21 protein-coding genes are annotated in these 25,114 nt (G+C 45.5%); 8 read left to right on the top strand and 13 right to left on the bottom strand.

Features of this window, described 5'->3' with window-relative positions:
* Positions 1-20 precede the first annotated feature (20 nt).
* From R7P72_RS06270 to hppD, 5 genes are all read right to left on the bottom strand, one after another.
* Entirely contained in the window at positions 21-680 is a 660-nt protein-coding gene (locus tag R7P72_RS06270; RefSeq protein WP_005377831.1) for a DUF2726 domain-containing protein, read from the bottom strand.
* A gap of 195 nt (positions 681-875) precedes the next feature.
* Positions 876-1,544 carry a maleylacetoacetate isomerase gene (gene maiA / locus R7P72_RS06265; RefSeq protein ID WP_005377832.1) on the bottom strand — a complete coding sequence of 223 codons (669 nt, stop codon included), beginning with the start codon at positions 1,542-1,544 and terminating at the stop codon, positions 876-878.
* Between the two features lie 21 nt (positions 1,545-1,565).
* Positions 1,566-2,603 carry a fumarylacetoacetate hydrolase family protein gene (locus R7P72_RS06260; protein ID WP_025766743.1) on the bottom strand — a complete coding sequence of 346 codons (1,038 nt, stop codon included), beginning with the start codon at positions 2,601-2,603 and terminating at the stop codon, positions 1,566-1,568.
* 9 nt (positions 2,604-2,612) lie between these two features.
* Positions 2,613-3,743 (bottom strand): homogentisate 1,2-dioxygenase, encoded by a 1,131-nt coding sequence (locus R7P72_RS06255; protein ID WP_213907225.1) that lies wholly within the window; start codon positions 3,741-3,743, stop codon positions 2,613-2,615.
* Positions 3,736-4,809 carry a 4-hydroxyphenylpyruvate dioxygenase gene (gene hppD, locus R7P72_RS06250; RefSeq protein ID WP_005377835.1) on the bottom strand — a complete coding sequence of 358 codons (1,074 nt, stop codon included), beginning with the start codon at positions 4,807-4,809 and terminating at the stop codon, positions 3,736-3,738. Before hppD ends, R7P72_RS06255 begins: the two co-directional genes overlap by 8 nt.
* A gap of 538 nt (positions 4,810-5,347) precedes the next feature.
* On the opposite strand from hppD, the gene R7P72_RS06245 reads away from it, so the two are divergent.
* The 7 genes from R7P72_RS06245 to R7P72_RS06215 all read left to right on the top strand — a co-directional run bounded on the left by R7P72_RS06245 (position 5,348) and on the right by R7P72_RS06215 (position 14,128).
* Positions 5,348-6,454: a M20/M25/M40 family metallo-hydrolase gene (locus R7P72_RS06245; RefSeq protein ID WP_285437749.1), complete on the top strand. Its 1,107-nt coding sequence runs from the start codon at positions 5,348-5,350 to the stop codon at positions 6,452-6,454.
* Between the two features lie 264 nt (positions 6,455-6,718).
* Entirely contained in the window at positions 6,719-8,329 is a 1,611-nt protein-coding gene (locus tag R7P72_RS06240; RefSeq protein ID WP_017633966.1) for a peptide ABC transporter substrate-binding protein, read from the top strand.
* Between the two features lie 144 nt (positions 8,330-8,473).
* The gene (gene oppB / locus R7P72_RS06235) at positions 8,474-9,394 is read left to right on the top strand and encodes an oligopeptide ABC transporter permease OppB (RefSeq protein ID WP_005377838.1); all 921 of its coding nucleotides are present in this window, start codon (positions 8,474-8,476) and stop codon (positions 9,392-9,394) included.
* 9 nt (positions 9,395-9,403) lie between these two features.
* The gene (locus R7P72_RS06230; protein WP_005377839.1) at positions 9,404-10,336 is read left to right on the top strand and encodes an ABC transporter permease subunit; all 933 of its coding nucleotides are present in this window, start codon (positions 9,404-9,406) and stop codon (positions 10,334-10,336) included.
* Between the two features lie 10 nt (positions 10,337-10,346).
* A complete protein-coding gene (locus tag R7P72_RS06225; RefSeq protein ID WP_213907222.1) occupies positions 10,347-11,330 on the top strand; it encodes an ABC transporter ATP-binding protein in 984 nt (327 codons plus the stop codon).
* Between the two features lie 9 nt (positions 11,331-11,339).
* Entirely contained in the window at positions 11,340-12,332 is a 993-nt protein-coding gene (locus R7P72_RS06220; RefSeq protein WP_005377841.1) for an ABC transporter ATP-binding protein, read from the top strand.
* Positions 12,332-14,128, top strand: a complete 1,797-nt coding sequence (locus tag R7P72_RS06215) for an aminopeptidase P family protein (RefSeq protein WP_137281919.1) — start codon at positions 12,332-12,334, stop codon at positions 14,126-14,128. Before R7P72_RS06220 ends, R7P72_RS06215 begins: the two co-directional genes overlap by 1 nt.
* 161 nt (positions 14,129-14,289) lie before the next feature.
* Here the strand turns inward: R7P72_RS06215 and R7P72_RS06210 are convergent, their stop codons facing one another.
* Both R7P72_RS06210 and R7P72_RS06205 read right to left on the bottom strand, forming a co-directional pair.
* A complete protein-coding gene (locus R7P72_RS06210; protein ID WP_213907221.1) occupies positions 14,290-16,734 on the bottom strand; it encodes a collagenase in 2,445 nt (814 codons plus the stop codon).
* 350 nt (positions 16,735-17,084) lie between these two features.
* Positions 17,085-17,618: a hypothetical protein gene (locus tag R7P72_RS06205; RefSeq protein ID WP_054574080.1), complete on the bottom strand. Its 534-nt coding sequence runs from the start codon at positions 17,616-17,618 to the stop codon at positions 17,085-17,087.
* A gap of 445 nt (positions 17,619-18,063) precedes the next feature.
* Between R7P72_RS06205 and R7P72_RS06200 the strand changes: the two genes are divergently transcribed.
* The gene (locus tag R7P72_RS06200; RefSeq protein ID WP_213870093.1) at positions 18,064-18,498 is read left to right on the top strand and encodes a hypothetical protein; all 435 of its coding nucleotides are present in this window, start codon (positions 18,064-18,066) and stop codon (positions 18,496-18,498) included.
* A gap of 120 nt (positions 18,499-18,618) precedes the next feature.
* On the opposite strand, the gene R7P72_RS06195 is transcribed toward R7P72_RS06200, so the two are convergent.
* The 6 genes from R7P72_RS06195 to R7P72_RS06170 all read right to left on the bottom strand — a co-directional run bounded on the left by R7P72_RS06195 (position 18,619) and on the right by R7P72_RS06170 (position 25,048).
* A complete protein-coding gene (locus tag R7P72_RS06195) occupies positions 18,619-19,467 on the bottom strand; it encodes an ABC transporter permease (RefSeq protein WP_213885352.1) in 849 nt (282 codons plus the stop codon).
* Positions 19,468-19,469: 2 nt separating this feature from the next.
* On the bottom strand, positions 19,470-20,750 hold the full coding sequence (locus R7P72_RS06190) for an ABC transporter permease (RefSeq protein WP_213907220.1): 1,281 nt from the start codon (positions 20,748-20,750) through the stop codon (positions 19,470-19,472).
* Complete coding sequence (locus tag R7P72_RS06185) at positions 20,747-21,868, bottom strand: ABC transporter ATP-binding protein (RefSeq protein WP_048626301.1); 1,122 nt, start codon at positions 21,866-21,868, stop codon at positions 20,747-20,749. Before R7P72_RS06185 ends, R7P72_RS06190 begins: the two co-directional genes overlap by 4 nt.
* A gap of 73 nt (positions 21,869-21,941) precedes the next feature.
* Entirely contained in the window at positions 21,942-22,856 is a 915-nt protein-coding gene (locus R7P72_RS06180; protein WP_005389756.1) for a dihydrodipicolinate synthase family protein, read from the bottom strand.
* Between the two features lie 56 nt (positions 22,857-22,912).
* Entirely contained in the window at positions 22,913-23,887 is a 975-nt protein-coding gene (locus tag R7P72_RS06175) for an ornithine cyclodeaminase family protein (protein WP_213870096.1), read from the bottom strand.
* Positions 23,888-23,974: 87 nt separating this feature from the next.
* Positions 23,975-25,048, bottom strand: coding sequence for a polyamine ABC transporter substrate-binding protein (locus tag R7P72_RS06170; RefSeq protein WP_054576452.1), 1,074 nt, complete (start codon positions 25,046-25,048; stop codon positions 23,975-23,977).
* Positions 25,049-25,114 lie beyond the last annotated feature (66 nt).

The raw sequence follows: 25,114 nt of genomic DNA, 5'->3' as shown, positions 1-25,114 counted from the left end.
CTGCTGGTTAATTGTCGTGTTTAGTCGTCCGCCTCAAACACAACGTTATAATTTTCGGTGTATGTACAATTCGGCTGACGGCTACAAGTAAAGAAACGTCTCCCTTTGAACTCACCTTGGCTTGCGGTTTTAATGATCATCGGACTGCCGCATTTTTTGCAAAAGCGCACTTCTTTATCGGGCTCAATCAAATCAATGTGTGCCGCAAGCAAACGACGTAATCGCCCAACTTGATAACTGTGCTTTATCGAAGCGCCGATTAAAGGCAGGTTGGCCGTCTTACAAACATGAATCAATAACTTTTGTCTTTCTATCTTACCCTTGTTTAGCTCCTGCCCATTATCCAATTCAACGATAACGCGCGGCTCTAGTGTCCTTGGATCACAAATAACGTAATCAAAATAGCTTCGAGATATACGATTGTTCGCGACAAAAAACTGCTTCTTATTTTTGATTTCTTTTGGCGTAACCAAACTGGACATGTTTACTTTCGCGAATACTACGGCATGCTCCCCGACCGCCGCTCTTAACGCATTATAGAACGCACCCTCTTGACCTCTGAGCAGAGGGCCTTTCGAACGATAAGGATAATCACGCGTGTCATCGTGCTTAATCACGTACTTTTGAATAACAAAGAAGAATAAAACCAGAAGAACAACAATGATAAAAATGTTGGTCATAAATAAAGTGCATCCAAAACAACTCGTTGCTCAAAGCGTAAATGGAAATGTTATGCAGAGCAACAAAACCTCGCAATTTTGAGGCGCCACGACGATAGCGAGAAACAGAAAATTTTGCTCACCAATAAAAACGAGCCAATCACACACTTGGATTGGCTCGTTTAAATTTTGTTAATACATTATGTATGCTAAGAATCAACTATTAGCGTCTGGCTGATTCTCTGGCATCGCATCAATAAAAGCTGGCAGTTGATTGCATGACTGCACAACAGCGTTAATGGTTGGATAAAGAGAAGTATCTACACCAAAGCGTTGTGCGTTATAAAATTGTGGTACCAGACAAATATCGACAATAGATGGCGAGCTTGTCAGGCTAAACTTGCAATCACCATTTAGTTTACGATGCTTCTGAAGTTTCTCTTCTAATGCTGTAAAACCTTTGTGGATCCAGTGATGAATCCAAGCGACTTTGCGCTCTGGCTCGCAAGCTAACTCCCCCTCTAAATACTGTAGAACTCTTAAGTTATTCAGGGGATGAATCTCCATTGCAATATCCTGAGCCAAAGCTAGCGCTTGGTATCGAAGCGGCGTTTGCTCGGGGATCACAGTGACATCCGGGTAGTGTTCTTCTAAGTATTGAATGATCGCCAGTGACTGGGTTAACTGAACCTCCCCATCCACCAGCAAAGGAACCAGTTCAGAAGCGTTTAACTCATGGTACTCGTCACTATGTTGTTCGCCACCATTGCGCACCAAGTGTACCGATTTTGAATCATACGATAACTCTTTAAGATTCAAGCAAATACGCACACGATACGCCGCCGATGATCGCCAGTATCCGTATAAAATCATGCTATCGCTCATATCGTCTCCCAACCAGCACTATTAGTGCTTGAGATATTGGCTAACTTGTTGGTCAATCGAACCGAATATGTTGTTGCCATCCGCATCGAACATTTCCAATCTAATAGAATCTCCAAACGACATGAAGTTAGTCGACGGCTTACCATCACGAATGGTTTCAATCATGCGAACTTCCGCGATACATGAATAACCAACACCACCCTCCTCAATCGAAGTGCCATGTTCGGTGCCTTGCTTATTAGATACCGTGCCAGAACCTATAATTGCCCCAGCAGATAGCGGGCGCGTTTTAGTCGCATGAACAATTAAGTCTGCAAAATCAAACGTCATATCGATACCCGCATTTGGGCGACCAAACGGCTTGTGGTTGTAGGTCGAGACCAGTGGTAAATGCACTTTGTTTTCGTACCACGCATCGCCTAGTTCGTCAGGTGTTACTGCCACAGGAGAAAACGCAGAAGAAGGTTTAGATTGGAAAAAACCAAACCCTTTAGCTAATTCTGCGGGAATTAGGCCACGCAGTGAGACATCATTCACCAGCATGATCAAACGAATCGACTCCTGAGCCTCTGCAACACTCGCGCCCATTGGTACGTCACCAGTTACCACAGCAACTTCACCTTCGAAATCAATACCCCATTCATCACTCGCAAACTCGATGTTGTCACAAGGTCCAATAAAGGCATCAGAGCCTCCTTGGTACATCAACGGATCCGTCCAAAAACTCTCTGGCATTTCAGCGCCGCGAGCTTTTCGAACCAACTCAACGTGGTTTACGTAAGCACTGCCATCAGCCCACTGATAAGCGCGAGGAAGCGGCGACTCACAGTAGTGCGCTTCAAACTCTTCATACCCTGCAACCGTGCCATTGTTCAGTGCAACGTATAGCTCTTCCAGTTGTGGTGCTAGCGTATCCCAGTTATCAAGCGCCACCTGCATCGTCGGAGCTAAGTTCATGGGGTGGAAAATTTCTGTCGCAGGTACGCAGCGCGTTAAGTCTTTGCTCACGACCATCAACAAACCGTCACGAGTGCCATTTTTCTTGGTTGCTAATTTCATCCTTGCCTCTTACTTCTCTTGCCAGCTATAGACGTATTCTTTGTTTTCTACTTTTTCCAGCTCATCCGCAAACTGAAGTGCGTGACGCGTATCGATCATGACCGCAACTTCGTCGGTGAAAGTCTTCTTATGCTCTCGCCCTGCTTTGAATGCTTTCGGGTGAGGACCATGCGTAAATCCTGCTGGATGGAATGTCACCATGCCTGCTTCAATGTTGTCACGGCTGAAAAAATCACCTGCATGGTAGAACAAGACTTCGTCATAATCGTCATTGTTGTGGTAGAACGGTACTTTGAGCGCTCCAGGATCACTTTCCATTGGACGAGGAACGAAGGTACACACCACAAATCCTGCTCCTACAAATGTAGTATGTGCAGAAGGCGGTAAATGGTAACGATGTGACATAAGTGGACGAATATCACGCCAGTTCACTTTTACTACCGCCAAATCACCATGCCACCCAATCGCATCCAACGGGTTGAATGGGTAAGTGATAACACTGACTTTATCGTGGCGTTTCACCTGAACCTGTGTTTGATTCTCAGAATATTGAGCACGGAACTGATCGTTGATCGACGGCGTTTCTAGAACCGCCGGATCAAACACCGCGTGGTTTCCAACCATGCCTTTTTCGGGCAATGTATAAGCCGCATCGGTGTTTTCGATCATCAGAATGAACATCGGCTCGCTTGGCTCTAAACGCCAGCTCGTTGAGCGCGGGATCATGACATAATCCCCTTCGCTCACTTTCAAATGACCATAATCACAGTAGAGATCTGCCGTACCTTGGTGGATGAATAGCAGTTCGTCGCCATCTGCATTTCTCACCAAGAAGTCCATTTTTTCATCCATACGCCAAACACGAACTTTACAATTCGCGTTGTGTAATAGATGCGGGACTGCCCACGGGGTAATATGGCTGGCTTTCTCAACTAGATTAAAATCGAACGCTCGTGGACGTAGCTCGCCCTCCCACTCAGACCACCCCGTTGGGGCATGTTGATGATGAAAATGTGTTGCGGGGCCGAAGAAGCCACTTCGACCTGCCTCACGTTCATAAATTGCCTCTTCCGGGAAGTCAGCATGCGCTTGTTTAGAGCACACTCCCTCCCGGTGAGGGAATGTGATCCATTTATGCATCGCTCAATACTCCTCGTCGAATTTGGTCTTCTTCTATCGATTCAAACAACGCTTTAAAGTTACCCTCGCCAAAGCCTTCATTGCCTTTACGTTGGATGATTTCGAAGAACACAGGGCCGATAACGGTTTGAGTAAAGATTTGTAGCAAGATGCCATCTTTCGTTGGCGCACCATCAATAAGAATCTGCAAATCACGAAGCTTGCTTACATCTTCACCATGGCCTTCAACACGCTGATCGACTTTCTCGTAGTAAGTATCTGGCGTTGGCATAAAGTCCATGCCGCGCTCACGCAATGTTTTGACCGTTTCGTAGATGTCGTCTGTGGTCAATGCGATGTGTTGAATACCTTCGCCATTGTATTCACGGATAAACTCTTCAATCTGCGATTTATCATCTGACGACTCATTGATAGGAATTCGGATTTTGCCGCAAGGTGCGGTCATCGCTCGGCTGACAAGACCAGTCAGCTTACCTTCGATATCGAAATAACGAATTTCGCGGAAGTTACCAATGCGCTCATAGAAACCTGACCAGACATCCATGTTGCCCTGCTTAACGTTGTGCGTTAAGTGGTCGATTTCGTAAAGACCAACATTCGCTTTTGATAAACGCTCATCAGCATCATCATAAAAACGAAAATCGACATCATAAATACTCTGCTTTCCATAACGGTCGACAAAATAAAGCAAGCTTTCACCGATGCCATAAATAGCAGGAATGCTAAGCTCCATCGGCCCAATTTCCGTTTTATATTCTTTACCGCCATTCTCTAACGCATGCGCCAGAGCAACGGTGGCGTCTTTCACACGAAATGCCATGCCACAAACCGACGGACCGTGAACTTTGGCGAATCCCTCAGCTTGGCTATGCGGCTGCGCATTCACAATAAAGCTAATGTCACCTTGTCGATATAACCACGCTTCTTTTGAGCGATGCTTTGCAATCTCCGCAAAACCTAACGATATAAACAGATCTTTAAGCTGTTGAATGCCTTTGTTGTCAGCAGCGGTATATTCAACAAACTCAAATCCGTCTGTTCCTAGTGGGTTATATGCATCAACCATGACTTTCTCCTTGTCTCAGTAGCTTTTGTTTGGACTTATTTTTCTAACTTGGCGCAGGTCTTGAGAAATTGGAATACGTGGGGAGAAATCTTTATCTTGGCGATTTTTACGCATAATTGTAAAATATATGTTACACACAGGAGGCGCGTCGAACCCACTTTCGTAAACATCAAACAAACTGCTTATTTTCAATATATTAGTTTGATATTTTCGGCTTTACGCCAACACACAAAATGTAAACAAGTTGTTACCTTGGCATTTTATCTTGGCAACGTAGCTCAAAAAGTAAAAGGGGATGGAAAGTCTATTGCACCCTATCTCTATCCGATTTATTCATTTGATCCTGCAAAACATCAAAAGTAATGTTTCGTGACGCTTCATACAGTTCGAAAGACTCATCGGTCAGAATCGTGTCATGGATACCCCTTTATTGATTCACCTCAGTTTTATTCAAAAGTAACTGTGCCATAAGTGGTGCTCTGCTCCCTATCGAGCCGAGCCACAAGGCTTCACGCTCGATCAGAAAAAGAGACATCTAATGACACACATTAATCAAGAACGCCTAGTTAAACACTTTTGCCAACTAGTACGTATCGACAGCGAATCAAAAAACGAAAAACAAATTGCAGAAACACTGGCAGAACAGCTAGGCGAGCTAGGCTTTACCGTGCACAAGCTTCCAGTGCCTGAGCACATTTCTAACGGTTTTAACGTGTACGCCCGTTTAGACGGCAAAAAAGACGGCTCTATCCTAATGAGCTGTCATATGGATACGGTCACTCCAGGTATTGGCATTGAGCCACTCATCGAAGACGGCATTATCCGTTCAAAAGGCCATACGATTCTCGGTGGCGATGATAAATCTGGTATTGCTGCCATCATGGAAGCCGTTCGTTGTATTCAAGCGGAAAACCGTGAGCACAAAACGTTAGAACTTGCTTTCACCGTGTATGAAGAAGGCGGTTTATTCGGTTCACAATACTTCGATATGTCACACGTCACTTCAACGGAAGCAATCGTGTTAGATACGGGTGGCCCTATTGGCACCATTGTGACCGCAGCCCCAGGCCAGCAAAAAATCATGGCAAAAATCAAAGGTCGACCAGCACACGCAGGGCTTGCGCCAGAAGAAGGCATCAGTGCGATCATGGTGGCGGCTGATGCTATCAACCAAATGAAGCTACTTCGCATCGACGAAGAAACGACAGCCAACATCGGTGTAGTGAATGGCGGTCAGGCCACAAACATTGTTATGCCTGAATTAAAAATCGTGGCAGAAGCACGCTCCCTGAATGGCGATAAACTAGATGCTCAGGTCAATCATATGATCTCAACATTAGAGTCTGTCTGTGAAAAGCACGGTGCAGAAGTCGAAATTGAATCTAGCCGAGCCTACGACGCTTTTGTTATTGAAGAAAACCACCCACACGTAAACGCTATAAAAGCAGCGTTTTCAGAGTTGGGAATTGACGCCTTCACAAAAGGCACTGGCGGCGGTAGCGATGCCAACAACTTTAACAAGAAAGGTCTCACAACGGTCAACCTTTCAACTGGCATGGCAAAAGTACACACGACAGAAGAGTTTATCGCGGTAAGTGATATGGTCAAAATCACTGAGTTCGTGAAACATTTCCTAGTCAGTTAACGTCATGCCTTTTGAAGAGCAGACTGACTATCTTCCCCTTCTAGCCTGTGCTTGAAGGGGATTTTAATTTGTATCGAAGCAAAATTACTTCCCGTCATGCCAACTTGATATCAGATCTTCAAAGAAATTCCCCTAGCTCACTTTTTGAGACTAGACAGCTCAACACCTGACACCCTGTTACAGTAATGTTAAAACTCGATTGTGTAGACAATTTATACAATATACATTTTTGGCATCTTTCAGGATGAAAAGAGTGAGACAAGGATGAAATTACCTAAGTTGCTTTTATTAGCGTCGATGATGAGTCCAATACTGGCAACATCAAGCTATGCCGTGCCGTATCCCTCGGGTGTGACCCTCGATGAGACACAAGAAATTACGCTAAACAATGGGGCTGAAGTTACTTCTATTGACCCAGCCAAGCAAGCCGCAGAGCCCGCTTTTAATCTCGGTCGAGACCTGTTTGAAGGTCTGGTCATTCAAGATAAGCAAGGTAAAACCATTCCTGGTGTTGCTGAGTCTTGGTCAGTCAATGACAACAATACGGTTTATACCTTCCACTTACGTGATGCAAAATGGTCAAATGGCGAAACGGTCACTGCACAAGATTTTGTCTACAGCTGGCAACGCTTACTGAATCCAAGCACTGCTTCACCCTACGCTTGGTTTGCGGCCATTCCAAATATCGAAAACTCGCAAGCGATTATGAAGGGCGAAGCCGAACCCGAGTCCTTGGGCGTGAAGGCGCTGGATGAAAAAACATTCCAGGTAACACTCGAAGAGCCTATTCCCTTCTTTACGAAACTATTAAGTCATCCAGTGCTTGCCCCCGTTCACAAAGCGACCGTTGAAAAACATGGCAACCGTTGGACCCAGCCTGAGCATATCGTTACAAATGGTGCGTTTACTGTCTCTGAATGGAAAGTTAACGAAAAACTGGTGATGGTTAAAAACCCACATTACTGGGACGCAAGCAATGTAGTGCTGGAAAAAGTCACCTGGCTACCAATTGGTGATGCAAACGTAGTGCTAAACCGCTACCTAGCCGGTGAGATAGACCAAGCGGTTTCCATTCCTGCCGCTCAGAAGAAAAAGTTAATTCAACAACGCCCACAAGAAGTGGCAAGCACCAGTGCGTCTCTTGGCTCCACATTCTATTACCTCAACACTCAACAAGGACCAACAAAAGACGTGCGGGTCCGTAAAGCCCTCTCATATGCCATTGACCGTCAACTGTTAACGAGTGCTATCTTGAGAAACGGTGGGGTTCCAATGTATACCCTTGTGCCACCTCAAACAGATGGTTTTAAATCTCACACTCCTGAGTTCGCAACTTGGAACCGTCATAAACGTATCGAAAAAGCGCAGCAATTACTGTCAGAAGCTGGATACGATAAAAGCAATCCGCTTAAGTTGACGTTTACCGTACCAACTTTCTCGATGGACGTAAAAATGGCAACGACCATGGCAGGTATGTGGAAAAGCCGTTTGGGTGCGCAAGTCACAATAAAACAGCTAGAACCGAAAGTGTTCTACGCACTTAAAGAGCCGACCGACATTACTCGCGGCGGCTGGACGGCCGACTACAATGAAGCCTCTACATGGTTGGATATCTTCGTTTCTAGTGGCGAGTACAACGATTCTCGTTATAACAACCCGCAATACGACGAGTTAATGGCTCGCTCAAAGACCATGAGCAACCCATCAGAACTGTATCTACAAGCAGAAAGCATGCTGATTGAAGACATGGCCATTATTCCTATTTATCGTCCGGGTAACGATCAATACCTCATCAAGCCTTACGTGGGCGGCTACGAACTGACAAACCCTGAGTCGTCGTACTACCGCAAGAATGTCTATGTGAAAGCCCACTAAAAGCATGTTTTCGGTCTGAGTCGGCAAGTTCAATGTTTACTTGCCGTTCCTCATATCTCTCGGTGGAGAAGGCAACCTGAGCTCAGACCATTTTTTATTCATAACCGTTCGAAGTGATTTCGGATGACCAAAGGATGATGGATCATGATTTGGTACATTGTTAAGCGATTAGCTATCGCTATCCCCACGCTTCTATTCATCGCACTCGTATCATTTTGGCTGATGCACATTGCACCAGGGGGGCCATTTGATATGGAACGGCCTATGCCAGAGGTGGTACGTGCGAATATCGAAGCAAAATTCCATTTGGACCAGCCCTTCCTTACTCAGTTTTGGATTTACATTGGTAATTTCATACAAGGAGATCTCGGTCCGAGCTTCGTTTATCAAGACTTCAGTGTTACACAGCTCGTCGCACAATCATGGCCTGTTTCAGCAGTATTAGGCGTACTCTCTTTTTGTATTTCCGTTCCACTTGGCATGTTGCTTGGCACCATTGCGGCATTGAACCGAAATAGCCGCCTAGATTACGGCCTGATGACACTTTCGATGACTGGAGTTGTGGTTCCGGCTTTCGTGCTTGCTCCGGTTTTAGTCATGATTTTCGCTATTCAGCTCGGCTGGTTCCCTGCTGGTGGTTGGGAAGGAGGAAAGCTGGCTTTTCTTGTTCTTCCCGTGCTCAGCCTGGCGATTGGCTCCATTGCGAGTATTGCACGCGTCATGCGTGGCGCAATGATTGAAACGCTCAACCAACCATACATTCGAACGGCAAAGGCCAAAGGTTTGTCCACAACCTACATTTTATTCCATCACGCTTTGCGACCATCCCTGATTCCCGTCGTTGCGATGCTCGGCCCTGCGTTTGTGTCTGTCGTGACAGGCTCGGTAATTATCGACATTTTCTTTGGTACAGGTGGCATGGGACAACACTTTGTGTCTGGGGCTCTCAACCGCGACTACGGCCTAGTAATGGGCATTACTCTGATTGTCGCTTCACTCACTATCTTCTTTAACCTTGTGGTCGACTTGCTATATACGATTATCGACCCTCGTATACGCGTTTAGGAGTCCGGCATGTTAACGATCAAAAAACTGGATACACAAGCTCTTCAAGATCAAGTCGTCGACAATATTGAAGCCGTCGAAGGTCGCAGTCTTTGGCAGGATGCATGGACTCGATTTCGTAAAAACAGAGCCGCGATGACATCAGTGTATGTTTTGGCGTTCATTACCTTATGCATCACCTTCGGCCCCTCTCTTGCCGCTTTTGGCCATGATGAAATTGACTGGGAAGTGCTCATCGATCCATACGAGCTAGGGAAACCTTCACTGAGCAGTGGCCATTACTTTGGTACTGATGACCTCGGGCAAGATGTCTTTGCTCGCACGATGCAAGGCGGCAGGCTCTCTATTTTGGTGGGCTTTGTCGGGGCCTTAGTCGCCGTTGTTATTGGTACGATTTGGGGAAGTATTTCCGGCTATCTTGGTGGCGTTGTCGACAGCGTAATGATGCGCATTATTGAGGTGCTCGATTCGGTGCCATTTATGTTTATGGTTATCCTGTTTGTTACCCTTTTTGGCAACAACATCTACCTGATTTTTATCGTGATCGGAATGGTATCTTGGCTGGGTATTGCCCGTGTTGTACGTGGTGTCACCTTCGGTCTAAAAAAGAGAGAGTTCATCGAAGCCGCACACTCTATTGGGGTTTCTAAATTGACAATTGTCCGACGCCATGTTCTGCCTAATGTGCTTGGGATCGTGATGGTTTATTCCTCATTAATGGTACCAGGATTCATTATGTTCGAATCGTTTTTGAGCTTCTTAGGGCTTGGTGTTCAACCACCCGACACGAGCTGGGGAATCCTAATTTCCGAAGGCGCAAAAACGATTGACGTTGCATTGTGGATGCTGCTTTTTCCCTCTCTGTTTTTAGTTGCCACCCTCTTTTGTTTTAACTTCATCGGCGATGGCTTGCGTGATGCTCTTGACCCGAAAGACCGATAAGGACAAACCCATGCTATCTATTGAAAACATGAACGTGCGCTTCGATACGCCAGATGGGCAAGTGCAAGCGGTCAGTAATCTCTCCTACTCGATTAAAACGGGCGAAACTCTTGGGATTGTTGGGGAATCAGGTTCGGGAAAAAGCCAATCTGTTTTCGCATTAATGGGGTTAACCGCAGACAACGGCGCCGTGTCTGGAAGCGCAATGTTCCACGGTGATGATTTACTCGCGATGTCTAAAAAGCAGCTCAACCGCATCCGTGCAGAGAAAATCGGAATGATCTTTCAAGATCCGATGACGTCACTCAACCCATTTATGAAAATTGGCAAACAGCTTTGTGAAGTTCTCATGATTCATAAAGGAATGACCCGAAAACAAGCAAAAATTGAATCGATTCACATGTTGGATGCGGTGCGTATTCCCTCTCCCGAAACTAGGATGAATCAATACCCTCACGAATTATCTGGCGGAATGCGTCAGCGAATCATGATAGCGATGGCCTTGTTGTGTAAGCCCGAGTTGTTAATTGCAGACGAACCAACCACCGCGTTAGATGTAACCGTTCAAGCTCAAATTTTGACGCTATTACGAGACTTACAACAAGAGTTCAATACGGCTATTTTACTGATCACTCACGATATGGGCGTCGTCGCCGAGATGTGTGATCGCGTATTGGTCATGTATGGTGGTCAAAAAATGGAGCAATCAGATACCGAGACATTGTTCGCTCAACCTGCGCACCCCTACACTCAAGGCCTGCTAAAGGCTATTCCTTCTATCACTGAAGATATGCCGCGTTTACCAACCATCCCAGGTAACCCACCAAGTGCGTTGATTAACCATCAAGGGTGTCCGTTTAGAGAGCGGTGCGAGCATCGAGAGACGCGTTGCCAATACGAAACCCCACGGTTTTCTCCATTAAACACGAGCCAGTCCATTGCCTGTCACGTTAACGCACCCAGTGTTATCACTCCTATTCAAATAAAAGCTTAAGGAGGCGTTATGAATAAAAAAGAAGTCCTCATGTCTGCTCGTGATTTAAACGTCCACTTTCCTGTGTCGCGTCACCTTATTCCAAGTCGACGTAAAATCGTGAAAGCGGTCAATGGTATCGACTTAGATGTTTATAGAGGCGAAACACTTGGCATTGTGGGGGAATCAGGCTGCGGAAAATCAACGCTTGCACGCGCCTTACTTCGCTTAATTGAACCTACACAAGGCGAGTTGACTTGGAAAGGTCAAGACATGCTCGGGTTTAGTAAAAAAGAGCTTTCCTCTCGACGCAGAGAATTTCAGATGGTGTTTCAAGACCCATCCGCTTGTTTGAATCCGAGGTTAACCATCTCAGAATGCATCGCCGAACCACTGCTCACCCACGAGCCGCAACTTAAACGGGCAGAGGTAGAAAAGCGTGTCATCGCTATGATGGATAAAGTGGGTCTCTTGGCTAGCCAGCGAAACCGCTATCCACATGAATTTTCCGGAGGTCAATGCCAGCGTGTGGGCATTGCTAGAGCGTTAATTCTCAATCCAGATTTGGTCGTGTGTGATGAACCCGTTAGTGCGCTAGATGTCTCCATACAAGCTCAGGTCATCAATCTTCTAGATGATCTTAAACAAGAAATGGGGTTAACACTGGTAATGATTGCGCACGACTTAAGCGTGGTGCGCCACATCAGCGACCGCGTTATGGTGATGTATCTTGGTAAACCTATGGAAGTAGGACGTTACGATAAAGTATTTGATGATGCACAACACCCCTACACCAAAGCACTGTTATCTGCTGTCCCGATAGCTAATCCGCAATTAGCACGTGACCGTGAAATACAACTATTGCCCGGCGACCTTCCTTCTCCACTTAATCCACCGAGCGGTTGCGTTTTTCGTACTCGATGCCCAGAAGCAACAGAAGTATGCGGGCAACAGAACCCAATAAGAACAGGCTCGGAGCAGCATCATATCTATTGCTCAAATATGACTTTAGGAACCATTTAATGAACAATACTAACTCAGTAAACCAACGCCTTACGTTATTGCGTGAGGCAATGTCCTTTCACAACGTGTCTGCATATATCGTGACCAACAATGACCCACATAACAGTGAATACTCAGCGGATCATTGGTTAGCGCGAAGCTGGATTTCAGGTTTTACCGGCTCAGCAGGCGATGTCGTCATTACCCAACAAGGTGGTGGCCTGTGGACTGATGGTCGTTACTATATTCAAGCTGAAGAACAGTTACACGGCACAGGACTTGAACTGTTTAAAGCCAAACAACCAGAAACGCCGACAATTGCCAAATGGCTGGCTACCACGCTCCCAGAAAACAGTATTGTCGCGGTTGACGGGCGCGCCATCAGTTACGCTTTTTATCAAGGCCTCAAACAAGCCTTTGAAGCGAAAAACATTAAGATCATTCTCGACCTAGATTTGCTCACACCGATTTGGCTTGAAAGACCACCTCGCCCAAGTGCACCCGTATTCGAGCACCCCACCGCTTTTGCTGGCGTTGACACAGAAAATAAGTTAGCGAGAATCCGTTCTTTGTTAACCGAGAACCAAGTAGATAGCTTATTAGTGTCAACGCTAGATGATGTCATGTGGACAATGAATATTCGAGGTGGTGATACGAATTACTGCCCAGTTTCTGAAGCCTATCTAATCGTAGAGCAATCACTTGCGACACTGTTTATTGATAAGGTCAAACTGCCTCAAGACGTTGAAAGAGCGCTGACCGAGCAGAGTGTACACATTCGCCATTACAACTACGTAAGTCAGTATTTGAATCAGCAATGTGAGGGATTATCGCTCGCTTTTAGCCCTACCCACACAGACAGCTTATTGGTGAGTTCGATTGAACGGAATGTGAATCTAAAACCAATGGCTTGCCCTGTAACGGCAATGAAGGCCATAAAAAATGAGACCGAACTAACCAGCCTAGAGCAGGCATTAACAGATGATGGTGTGGCAATCGTAAGGTTTATGAACTGGCTAGAAGAGCAAGTTCCAAGCGGATTCGTTACAGAATTGTCTGCTGAGGCACAACTGAACCACTATCGCCGTCAAACCCGACATTATGTGAGTGACAGTTTCCGCACTATCGCAGGCTTCGCGGCTCACGGGGCAAAAATGCATTATGCCGCCGATGAAGAAAGCAATGCGGCAGTCAATGAAAGCAACTTCTTTCTCGTCGATTCTGGTGGCCAATACCTTGGCGGGACAACAGACATCACCCGTACTTTCCACTTCGGGTCACCGACCATTAAGCAGCGCAAAGATTATACCTTGGTGCTCAAAGCGGTCATCCGACTGACTCAGACTCGATTCATGAAAGGCTCTACGGGTGCCAATCTTGATATCATGGCGCGTGGCGTCTTATGGCAACATGGTATTGATTACAAGTGCGGCACTGGACACGGCGTGGGCATTTGCTTGAATGTTCACGAAGGCCCACAAAATTTCTCGCAAAGCCACCACGAGGTTGAACTAAAACCGGGTATGGTCATTACTAATGAACCAGGCGTTTATCGCGAAGGTGAGTACGGGGTAAGAATAGAGAACATTCTTAAAGTTGTAGAAGTAGAACAAAATGAGTTCGGCACGTTTTACGGTTTTGAGACCATCACTCTTGCTCCAATTGCGACCAACGCCCTTGATTTATCAATGCTAGATCAAGCAGAGCTAGACTGGCTCAATCATTACCATTCACGAGTCTATCAAGCACTTAGCCCTTTTCTTGATACGCAAGATAAAAACTGGCTTCAACGCACAACCCAACTTATTGAGAAATAGGATATCAGCAAGCTTTATAACGTTTTCATTTTCATCTCAAACTCCTTGTTTGCCAGCCTTCGGGCTGGTTTTTTTTATAGAGATAACGGCGTGAAAAACAAAAACGCCCCGCAATGTTAGCGAGGCGATCAATTAAATTAAAATGATGCAGTTAAAATGCCCTATTGACGACACTTCTGAGCATCAAAATCAACGACGATGGCGGCATTCTCAAAGTCACCAGATACTTTAACATAGCCCCAGTAGTTACTCTGATTTGACAACGTAATACACTCTCCATTACCAATATTATCTGACCACCCGTGAAGATTAGTACCATCCGGCCAACCAGAGTTACTGTATTCAAGCTTTAGGTTGCCCGTACCGTTTCCCGTCGTTATCGCCAGATTTGAGCTCTCATTCACCGCTGGCACGCTCAGCCAAATGGTTTGTTGATTTGCCAAGCAAACGGGCTCTCCTGCTGTTAGGCGTCCACCGCTTACTTTACTTTGCACCGCGCAGTCTTGTGGCAATGTGTCATTACCGCCCAACGCTGAGATAACAACAGTATGAGTGGCGGTTGCCGTCAAGCCTTCACTGTCTGTCACACTTAGGCTGACCGAATACTCCCCTTCACTCCCATATTGGTGCGTCGGCTTGGTTTGTGTACTTGTCGAGCCATCACCGAAGTCCCATAAGACGCTGACGATCTTCCCGTTTGGGTCTGTACTGTTTTCACTGCTAAATGTAATGCTTTCACCGACTTTCCCCTTACTGTTTGCGGTTATGACTGCATTAGGTGCACCATTTGAGACAAGGGCTTGCTGCCACTGCTCAAACTCACTTTGATATAAATTCGCCCATTGGGTGATCGTTGCTTTGTAATTGCTCCAATTCCCCTGGCGTGTTTCCACCAGCATTTGGTTTACGTCATCTTTATGATTTTCAAACATAAAACGTACAGCTAAGTACCCCCAACGATAAATTCGATCGACATCAAACCCATCATAAGTAGTCTCGAAAATCTCACTTAAGGTATATGTCGAGCCGTCTAGAATCGTCTCAAGTGCTGCTTGGTTGTCATTTTCTTGAGCGACATACTCTGCAATGCCTTCACTCCACCACACTATTTTTTCAGTTGGATGACTAAACCCTCCATAGAGATCAAATCGACCATCTAAGTAATGCACGTATTCGTGCTCTAAGTTCCAGACAAAGTGATCCGCGTTCGCATAAGAGGCTTCATAAGCAATAAAGTTGGGAATATTCCCCGGCTGGGAAGGATCGCCCTCCAAGTACATACCGCCATTGTCAGTACTAATATCGAAAATTGGCCCTGCGTACTTACCATAATCGGTGCTTGAATCGAAGATATTGACTTGAAGCTGAGTATTGTGGTCATCTTTTACTGGCTGTTCACCAGTTTCTAATGACTGATGAAAGTAACCCTCTTCGTAACCCATTTTAGAACATGCGGCCGCGTGTTGCTCTTGTGTCATATTCTGGGACAATATTCGAATTGTTGGACTACAAGTATAAGTTTGCGATAGCACTAAGCCTTTTAGCTCAGTTTCGAAATTACAAATTCCGAACTCACTACAATCTGCGTAATATGAAGCGGTGTCCGCCGCCGCAAGCCAAACCGAGTCACCCCGACCATACATTTCATACTGTTCAAAGATTCGACTCAGCTGACTCTTCACAACAGAACTCGCGTTACCCGTATACTTGGTCAGACGCCCGAGCTCTCGCCCCGCATTCGCGGCCATAAACTCATCTTCAGCACCGATTGATGACGCCCTCAGAGCAAAATCGCCTATAGCTTTGGCAAGGTCTGTTTGGTTACCAATTACTTGCACAAATTGCTCGTTCCACTGCCCACCAAACAAAATAGTGAAAACACCATTAACCGCATTGCGCATATACCAGTGCTGGGCGTATTGATCATTCCAACGTGTAAGCCACTGGGTCACTTGCGGTAAGTACGCGTGCTGCAAGCCCACACTATCCATAGTGATGATGACTTCACTAAGCACTTTGCCGTGACGGTCGCTGTTCTCATAGAAGTTTGCGTTATTAACAAACGCATCCACGGATTCTTTCACCGCTGGTGTGACCCATTCAATAAATGAGATGTTGTCATTGTAAAACTCGGCGTAATAACCCGCGCGTAAGTATAAGAACAACGTTTCTAGTTCATCGCTCCCGCCACCTGTATACCCCTTCGCCAATGTCGTAGTACGCTTCGCAATGTTGTACATATGATCGGAGCTAAATACCGACTCTTGAATCCGACTTTCAGCAGAGAATAGCTGGTTCACACACGTCGCGCCCTGACTTAAAATTTCGCCGATCAATTGGTTACTGCTTTCGGTAACCAATGCTTCCAAATCACAAGCAGTGCTCGACTCATCAAGACTTTCAAGTGACTGTACTCGAGTTGCCTTGGAGGGCTGAATAGGGAGAGTTGCGGTTGGTTGGTATTCAACTCGATTGGATTCAACACCGTGTGTATGAGCCGAATGTGCATGTTGCTCTGTAACTTGAGAAACTGGCTCGCTTAACGCAAATACGCCAGTGCTGGTTAATGTTGTCGCAATCGCGACACTCAAAGTCTTCAGTTCCATCTAATTTCTTCTATATTGAGTTTTCCTTAGATGCATTACGTCTTTTGCATCGCCACTGCCCTTATTACTGCAAGAGCATCTCCATATAATCTACTCGCAAGATAAGAAGAAACATTTTGTTAACAAATAGATGTGGCGGTATCAGTTTTTGGTACCAGAAGGAACACGGAGTGAGCTTTTAAAATTCGTATTTGTTAAAAAATAGAGATGATCTAGAGAAGAAACGTGTAGTTAAACGGGTATACCCAGCACGTTAAATGGCTAGGTATACTCCAAAGTGGGTCGGTAAAAATTCGCGAATCAAAGCCCCTGCAGAAGGAATCGGGCAATGGGCGAATACTTTGTAGGTTCTAGGCTGCTTTGTGGTCGAAGAGTGCGGTAATTTGCTCTTTTAACGCGTGCAAAAATTCGGTATTTGGTGTGTTTTCAAGGTACATTTCATACTCTTTAGAGTTATAAAAGTACTCATGTGCAGATGCGTTAAGGATCTTACTAAAAGATAGTGTTTCCAACTCGTCTTCAAGGGAACGACTGCTCAGTTCACCATATCCTAAACCGCTATCCTCAGCGAATTGGGACTCTATGTTGCTGACATATAAAGCACAATCCTTAATACAGAACTCGACATTACTTATACGTTGCTCGATGTCTTTGAGCTGATCACTGTTCCATTTAGACTTCTCTTGCTCAAGCTTATCAATAAGCCCACTTTCACGAAGCCTTGAATTGTTATCTTTAATTCTTAGTAGCTCATCAAGCACTTTATTAAACTCAGTTTCAGCTCTAAGTCTTAAGATTTCCAAATCCTTGGAGAACAGCTTTGCTTTAAGTTCACTCGCTTGGTACAAGCCAGAGATAGCAGCATTTCTTTTAACTCCAAACATAAAAACCCACCCAAAAGATACTTATTAAAAAGTAGCACACAAAAAGCCAGATAGAAGACGCAAGGTTTTCGTCATTAGGCTACATTCTACGAACGACACTCGATTGTAGCGCAATAAACAGAATTTTCATCACCATGAAACACATACTATTTGAATGAAAATCACACAGTTACTTTGATAAAAGTATTTATTTCAGAAAGAGTAAGACGTAAGTATGTGATGATGTATATTGACGCTTCAAAACAAAAAACGCCCACACTCTACTACCCAAGTCAAACACTAATGTCAGAAACTGGACAAATCACTCACTATTTACAGTAATAAGAAGTCACTGTTTCATTGAAAATCAAAGTGTCAACATAAAGATGGGAAGTAACCGAATCATAGACGGCATCGCTGATGAAACGTTAGAATGCCACTACTTTAATAATCTTCCATAATATTTATGACCGACGCTGATATTGAGCTACAACACCTTTGGTTAGAAGTGCAAGCCGAACGCTGGCAAAACCTGCCACGCTTTTTATTCAGTTACTACTGCTACAAGCACAACCTTGTCAGTAAAACCAACAAAGTTTGTTGGGAGACGGCACGTGCAAGACTGCGCGCTTCAACCTCAATAAAAGAGCGAAAAAAGGCGGTGGTTGAACCGTTAGTCTCTGAGGAAACCGTCGTTGGGTTATTGAAATCCATCAGCAAAGATGGGGAAATGACGTTTAACGTGATGGTAACCACACTTAATGCGTTTTTGCACTATGTTGTGATTAGCAAGGAAGAGAAAGCCCGACTTAAACCAAACATGCCAGCTAGTTGGTATCAGCGATCAAACAAGTCGCCTTTGGCACGTTTCGAGCAAGCTGGCATTAAGCTACCAGAGTGATATGTCAGTCATCGCTGAAGATAAACACAAAAGACAAGCGCCTACAATGAGGCGCAGTTGATCAAAAATTGAGGTGCCCCTAAACAAAAGTGCAAAGTGACCAACAAAGAAAAAGTCTGGTTATTCTTGAATGCCTCTAATGCGTACATTACGTCTACGTAAAAGTTCTAATGTCACGAGCAAACACACCGACATAAAAATCAGCAACGTAGCGACCGCCAATATGGTCGGACTAATTTGCTCTCGAATTCCTGACCACATCTGCCTCGGAACGGTTTTTTGTTCTGCCCCAGTCAGGAATAGCGCCACCACAACCTCGTCGAACGATGTGCCAAAGGCAAACAAGCCGCCAGAAATCATCCCCGGACGAATCAGCGGAAAGGTAATGTGTCTGAAAGTATAAACAGGGTTTGCTCCTAAGCTAGCCGCCGCTTTTACCAGGCTATGATCAAAGCCGCTTAAGGTCGCAGTAACGGTAATGACAACAAAAGGCGTACCTAACGCGGCGTGTGCCAAAATGACGCCTAGATAAGTTTGTGATAAGCCAAGACGTGTGTAGAAAAAGTACATCGCAGCAGCAGAGATAATGACTGGTACGATCATGGGTGAGATCAACAGCGCCATAATCGTATTGCGAAAAGGCAAGTTACTACTGGCTAAACCCAACGCCGCCAGAGTTCCTAGCCCTGTTGCAACGAGTGTCGCCATAAAAGCAATAAACGTGCTGTTTTTCAGCGCCAACAGCCACTGATCACTAGTAAACATTTCTTGATACCAGCGAGTAGAATACGCTGCCGAGTCAAGGTTTAACATCCCCTCGGTAAAAGTAAAGTAAGGCGTTGCATTAAACGATAACGGGATGATGGTCAGAATTGGAGCGATTAAAAAGAACAGCACCACCCCACAAAAAGCTAAGTAACCTGCGTAAGCAACTCGCTCTACTTTTGATGCATAGTTTGGTAATGCCATGGTTATCCCCCAACCTTAAGGTTGTTAATGCCAACCACACGGTTGAACATATAAAACAGAACCAGTACAACGAACAAAAGCAGTTCACCCAATGCGCCAGCCATCCCCCAGTTCAGTGATGTCTGCATATGATAGGCAATCATATTGGAGATCATCTGTCCGCTTCTTCCACCAACCAAAGCGGGCGTAATGTAGAAGCCAATAGAAAGAATGAAAGTAAGCAAGACCCCCGCACCTATCCCCGGTAACGTAAGCGGCATATAAACTTTGATGAACGCAATGAAAGGCGTCGCGCCTAGAGAACGAGCGGCACGGAAATAAGTTGGGCTAATTCCTTTCATTACGCTATACAGAGGCAGGATCATAAACGGCAACAGAATGTGAACCATAGACACCACCGTTCCGAAGGTATTGTGAATCATCTGAATTCGCTCAGAAGTAAAACCCGACCAAATAAGGAGATCATTAATGACCCCTTGGTTTTGCAGCAGAACAATCCAAGACGTGGTTCTGACTAACAATGATGTCCAAAATGGCAGCAGCACAATAATTAAAAGTAAGTTCGCGCGCTTATCAGGTAAATTGGCAAGCAGGTAAGCAACGGGGTACGCCATCACCAAACAAATTAAGGTGATTGAAATAGACATCCAAAAAGTTTTAAAGAAAAGGTCGACGTATATTTGGCGTTTTTCTGGTTGGGGCTCAATGTCTCCAAACTCATTCACTTGCAAGTCTAGCGCTGCAAGATAGTGACTGAATGTTAATGCGCCACTAAGATTCTTAAACGCCGCCCAATATTTAGGATTAGTCCATCGCTTATCCAGCTTAGCCAACTGTGTCACCGAGCTCGGCAGCGACGTCAAACGAGACAACTTTCTGCCGGTTTTCATGAGTAAACTGCGCATACCAGACTCTTCAATATTCATCCGGTTGGCTATTTTCGGCAGCTCTTTGCTTTGATAAAGCGCAAGTACTTCAACAGAGAATGCCTCAATGACTTCTTGATGAGGCTGACCTTGATAATCCCAACTTTCTAAGGCTTGAATAGTTTGTGGTAGTGACAGGGATATTTCTCGGTTATCCACGCTTCGATAAAGCATGTCGAGGATAGGAAAAGCAAACGTAAGCAGAATAAAACACACCAATGGCGTTGTGAGCATAATGGAGCGAAGCTTTTTTCGGCGCTCGGCCTTTTGCAACTGCGCTTTCAGATTGGTTTCTTGCTCATGAACTTGGCGTTCGATTTCCAATACAGAATCTAATGCGGTTAGCTCTCGACTCATGCTGCTACCTCGCTACTTTGAGTTTGTGTCCCATCAAGAGCATGGCAATCGTCACTTTGCCAACCAATACGACAAATTGAACCAGGCGTTAACTGCAAGTGTTTACGATTATCGTTAGGTACTTTAACGATGAAGTGACCAACGCTCTCTACTTCGACGACCAGACGATAATGATCACCGTGATAAATCAATTCTCGTAGGACGCCCGAGACTTGGTTCTCGCAAGACGCTTTCTCTGGTTGAATAACAATCTTTTCTGGTCGAATGGAAAGTGTTGTTCTCTGCCCTTGCTCAGAGACTCTGACAGGTTTCGCAGTAAATAACTCTTTCCCAACGAGCACTTGGCAATACTTTCCGTTCCACTCTTTGACTAAACCTGAGAGTTGGTTGTTTTCTCCGATAAACTGCGCAACAAACGTATTACTCGGAGATTCATAAAGCTCGGTTGGTGTCGCGAGTTGTTGCACTTCGCCGTGATTAAAAACCGCAATACGGTCGGACATAGTGAGAGCTTCGTCTTGATCGTGCGTCACATACAAAATGGTAATGCCAAGCTTTTCATGCAAATGTTTAATTTCCATCTGCATTTGCTCACGCAGCTGCTTATCTAACGCGCCTAGTGGTTCATCCATCAACACGAGTTTAGGCTCAAACACTAATGCTCGCGCTAACGCAACACGCTGTTGTTGACCACCTGATAACTGCTTCGGGTATCGAGTCGCAACATGCTCAAGCTCGACCATTTCTAATACACTCTGAACTTTGCTTTGAATCGTGTCACTGTCGAGTTTTCGCACCTTTAAAGGAAACGCAAGATTCTCAGCAATGGTCATATGTGGAAACAACGCATAGTTTTGAAACACCATACCGATATCGCGCTTGTGCGGCGCGAGATGATTAACAGGAACGCCATCAATATAAATGTCTCCACCGGTCGCAGTTTCAAAGCCTGCTAGCATCATCAAGCAAGTGGTCTTGCCCGATCCTGACGGCCCCAACATAGTAACAAACTCTCCGGGAGCAATATCTAAGTTGAAGTCTTTCACCACCAAATTCGTGCCATCGTAGGTTTTCTTAACGTGTTGAAAGCTGACATAGTCCTTGTTTTCCGTGCTCATGACTTCCCTCTTCTCATTTTTTGAATATTACGAATGAGTAGAGCGTCAGTTAACGCTCTACTAAACAGCACAATTACAGATTGTATTTGGATAGGTCTAAGCGGGTTTCTAACGCGTGTTCAACCATTTGAATGACTTGTTGACGCTCTTCACCTTGTAAGAGTTGGCGTGGCGCACGAACTTGTTCAGAGCCACGTCCGCAGACTTGCTCGGCCAATTTTATGCACTGAACCAGCGTAGGAATGGTGTCTAAACGCAGTAGGGGTAAGAACCAACGGTAGATCTCTAACGCTTCAGCATAACGACCTTGGCTTGCCAGTTTATAAATCGCAACGGACTCTTCTGGGAATGCGTTGGTTAAACCAGAAATCCAGCCGGTCGCACCTAACATCAATGATTCAAGAGCGATGTCATCAACACCACTGAACACGGTAAAGCGGTCATCAAATTTATTGTAAAGCTCGGTGATACGACGAGTATCAGTGGTCGACTCTTTGATAGCTACAATACTTTCAAACTCAGCCAGTTTCGCCATGATATCGAGGTTTACATCGACACCATAAGCAACCGGGTTGTTATAAATCATGATTGGCATTTCTGGCGTTGCTTTTGCTAGCGTGCGGTAATATTCGAACGTTTCGCTCTCAGACGTGCGGTAAACCATGGCAGGCATCACCATACAACCATCGATACCAATTTTGTACGCATCCTGCATGTAATCAACAGCTGCTGTGGTAATAGACTCTGCTGTACCAGCAATCAAAGGCACACGGCCATTTACGACTTCTTTTGCCGCTTGCAAGACCTGGCGTTTCTCCTCCGGGTACAACGCACAGTTCTCACCGACAGTACCCAAGCAGATAATGCCATTCACACCATCTTTAATTTGGTTATCTATAACAGTTTGCGTTGCGTCTAAGTCGATTGACTGATCTTGACGAAATTGCGTACTGACCGCCGGATAAACACCTTTCCAATCAATTTTCATGAACTACTTTCCTTATATGTATATTGTATGCAATTTAAATGAACGAGCGAAAATGCTCAGACATGGCTATCTATGCCATTTTCTAACAACACCGCCTTTACAGCGGCCAAATCAGCCAAAGCACTGCCAACTGATTTGTATAAAGTAATGACCTCATCGTTTTGACGTCCTGAGATTTGTTGGGCGCAAAGCTGCGGTAATTCCCCTTTGATATCGTCTGACGTGAACACGCCCTCTTGAATTGGAATGAGAAGATCGCCCGCTTCGGCTAATACATTAATACGGCTATCAACATACACCTGTGCTCGTTGCACTGCTTCGGAGTCGCATTCACGCTTATCCAAGTCATGATTACCGACCAAATCAATATGGGTGCCCGGCTGCACGTCTGCGCCATTAAACAAAGGCTCTGCTGATGCGGTAATACAGCTGATGATGTCAACGTGTTTGATAACGTGGTCCACATTTTCTACGACTGAAACACGGAACCGACGCTCATCAGGAAGCGACTGATACTCTGAAGATGACACAATGGCATCTACCGTCGCCTCGGCTTTGTCTGAGTTACGCCCCCAAATATAAACCTGCTTAAGTGGGCGAACCGCAGCGTATGCCCACGCAAAATAAGGCGCAAGATTGCCCGTTCCGAAGATCAACAGACGATCAGCATAGGGACGCGCTAAATAGTCCGCTGCCAACGCAGAAGCTGCGGCGGTGCGCCAAAACGTTAAAACTTTACCGTCCACGAGTGCGAGCGGCTCACCATCGTTTCGTCTGAAAACAAGCAGCTTAGATGCAAGCGTATCTTTGCCTTGCTCGGGATTATGCGGGAAATACGTAAAGGCTTTCACCGCAATCAACTCCTGGTTCCAAGCTGGAAGTAGCGCAAACGCCTCGTATTCTCCCTCTTCTAAGGGCATGACTCGGCGTTGAGGTATTGTTGCTGGCCGCGAGTACATTTCACGCATCGTTTCAATAAGAGACTCCATTGTTAAACATTGCGCGACTTGCTGTGCTTCGATGACTTTCATTATTTCTCCGAAAACATAAATACGGTTGAGGAAAAGTACGGAACCTCGCTTATGGATGAAAACTCGGCCCCATACAAAAACTAACGCCTAGTTAAGCAGCCAGGTGTTGAACTCTTCATTGAGTTCATCCGCGTAGTCTGACCACCATTCATCGTTAATCAGGAAGGCGGTTTGGAAGTTTTGAGGTGCGGTAGGAAGGTTCGCTAAAATGTCTGGGTTCACCTCCGCCGAAGACGACTTACGCGTAGGCCCATAGGCAACGTACTTAGCTTGATCAGCTAATGGTTTTGTTCCTGAAGAAAAAGCAATAAAGTCCAATGCAAGCTTTGTGTTCTCACTCCCTTTAGGTATCGCCCATCCATTCATGTAACCCATTTGACGGTCCCATATAATCCGAAATGGTTGACCTTCATCTTTACGGGCATTGTGGATTCGGCCGTTAAACGCCGAGGCGATCACCACTTCTTTGTCTGCAAGCATTTGAGGTGGCTGGGCACCTGTTGTCCACCACAGTACTTCTGATTTGATCGTATCCAACTTAGCAAAAGCACGCTCACGCCCCGCTTCGGTTTCGAGCAGGCTGTAGACCTCTTCTGGCTTTACACCATCAGCCAATAGTGCCCACTCAAGATTGCCCTGAGGTTGTTTTTGCAATGCACGTCGACCTGGAAAAGTTTTTAGGTCAAAAAGATCGGTCAACTTGCTTGGCAAAGCCTTACCTTTAAACGCGTCTTCGTTCACCGCTAATACAGTGGACACAACGATGGTATTGATTGCGCACTCGTGAATCGCACCATCAATAAAATCCTCTTGTGCTGGTGTTCCATCTGCGCCCGGAGGCAAAATACTTGGGTTCACTGGTTCTAATAACCCTTCGGCACAACCACGAACAATGTCCGGCTTGTCGAGAGACACCAAATCCCAGCGCACGTTGTTCGCTTCCACCTGCGCTTTAATTTCGGCTAATCCGCCACTGAAATCCTCGGATACGATCTCAACACCTGTTTTTTTAATGAAAGGCTTGTGATATGCCTCCACTTGGCTCTTGGTGAATGCACCACCCCAAGATACGACCGTCAATTTGTCTTCAGCATAAGCAGAAGTCCCCAACAGCATTCCTGAAATCAACAGTGCCAATGGTGCTTTGGTCATTCGTGACATGTATTACTCCTTTTGGTTGTTTTTCTGGAGGCATCCGAGTACGGCTGTTGGACACCAGTTTTTGTT

This window comes from Vibrio sp. Vb0888 (assembly GCF_033338835.1).
In the GTDB taxonomy this organism is placed as follows: Bacteria; Pseudomonadota; Gammaproteobacteria; order Enterobacterales; family Vibrionaceae; genus Vibrio; species Vibrio alginolyticus.
The sequence above is the reverse complement of the archived record's forward strand: the minus strand, read 5'-3'. Positions and strand labels throughout refer to the sequence as shown.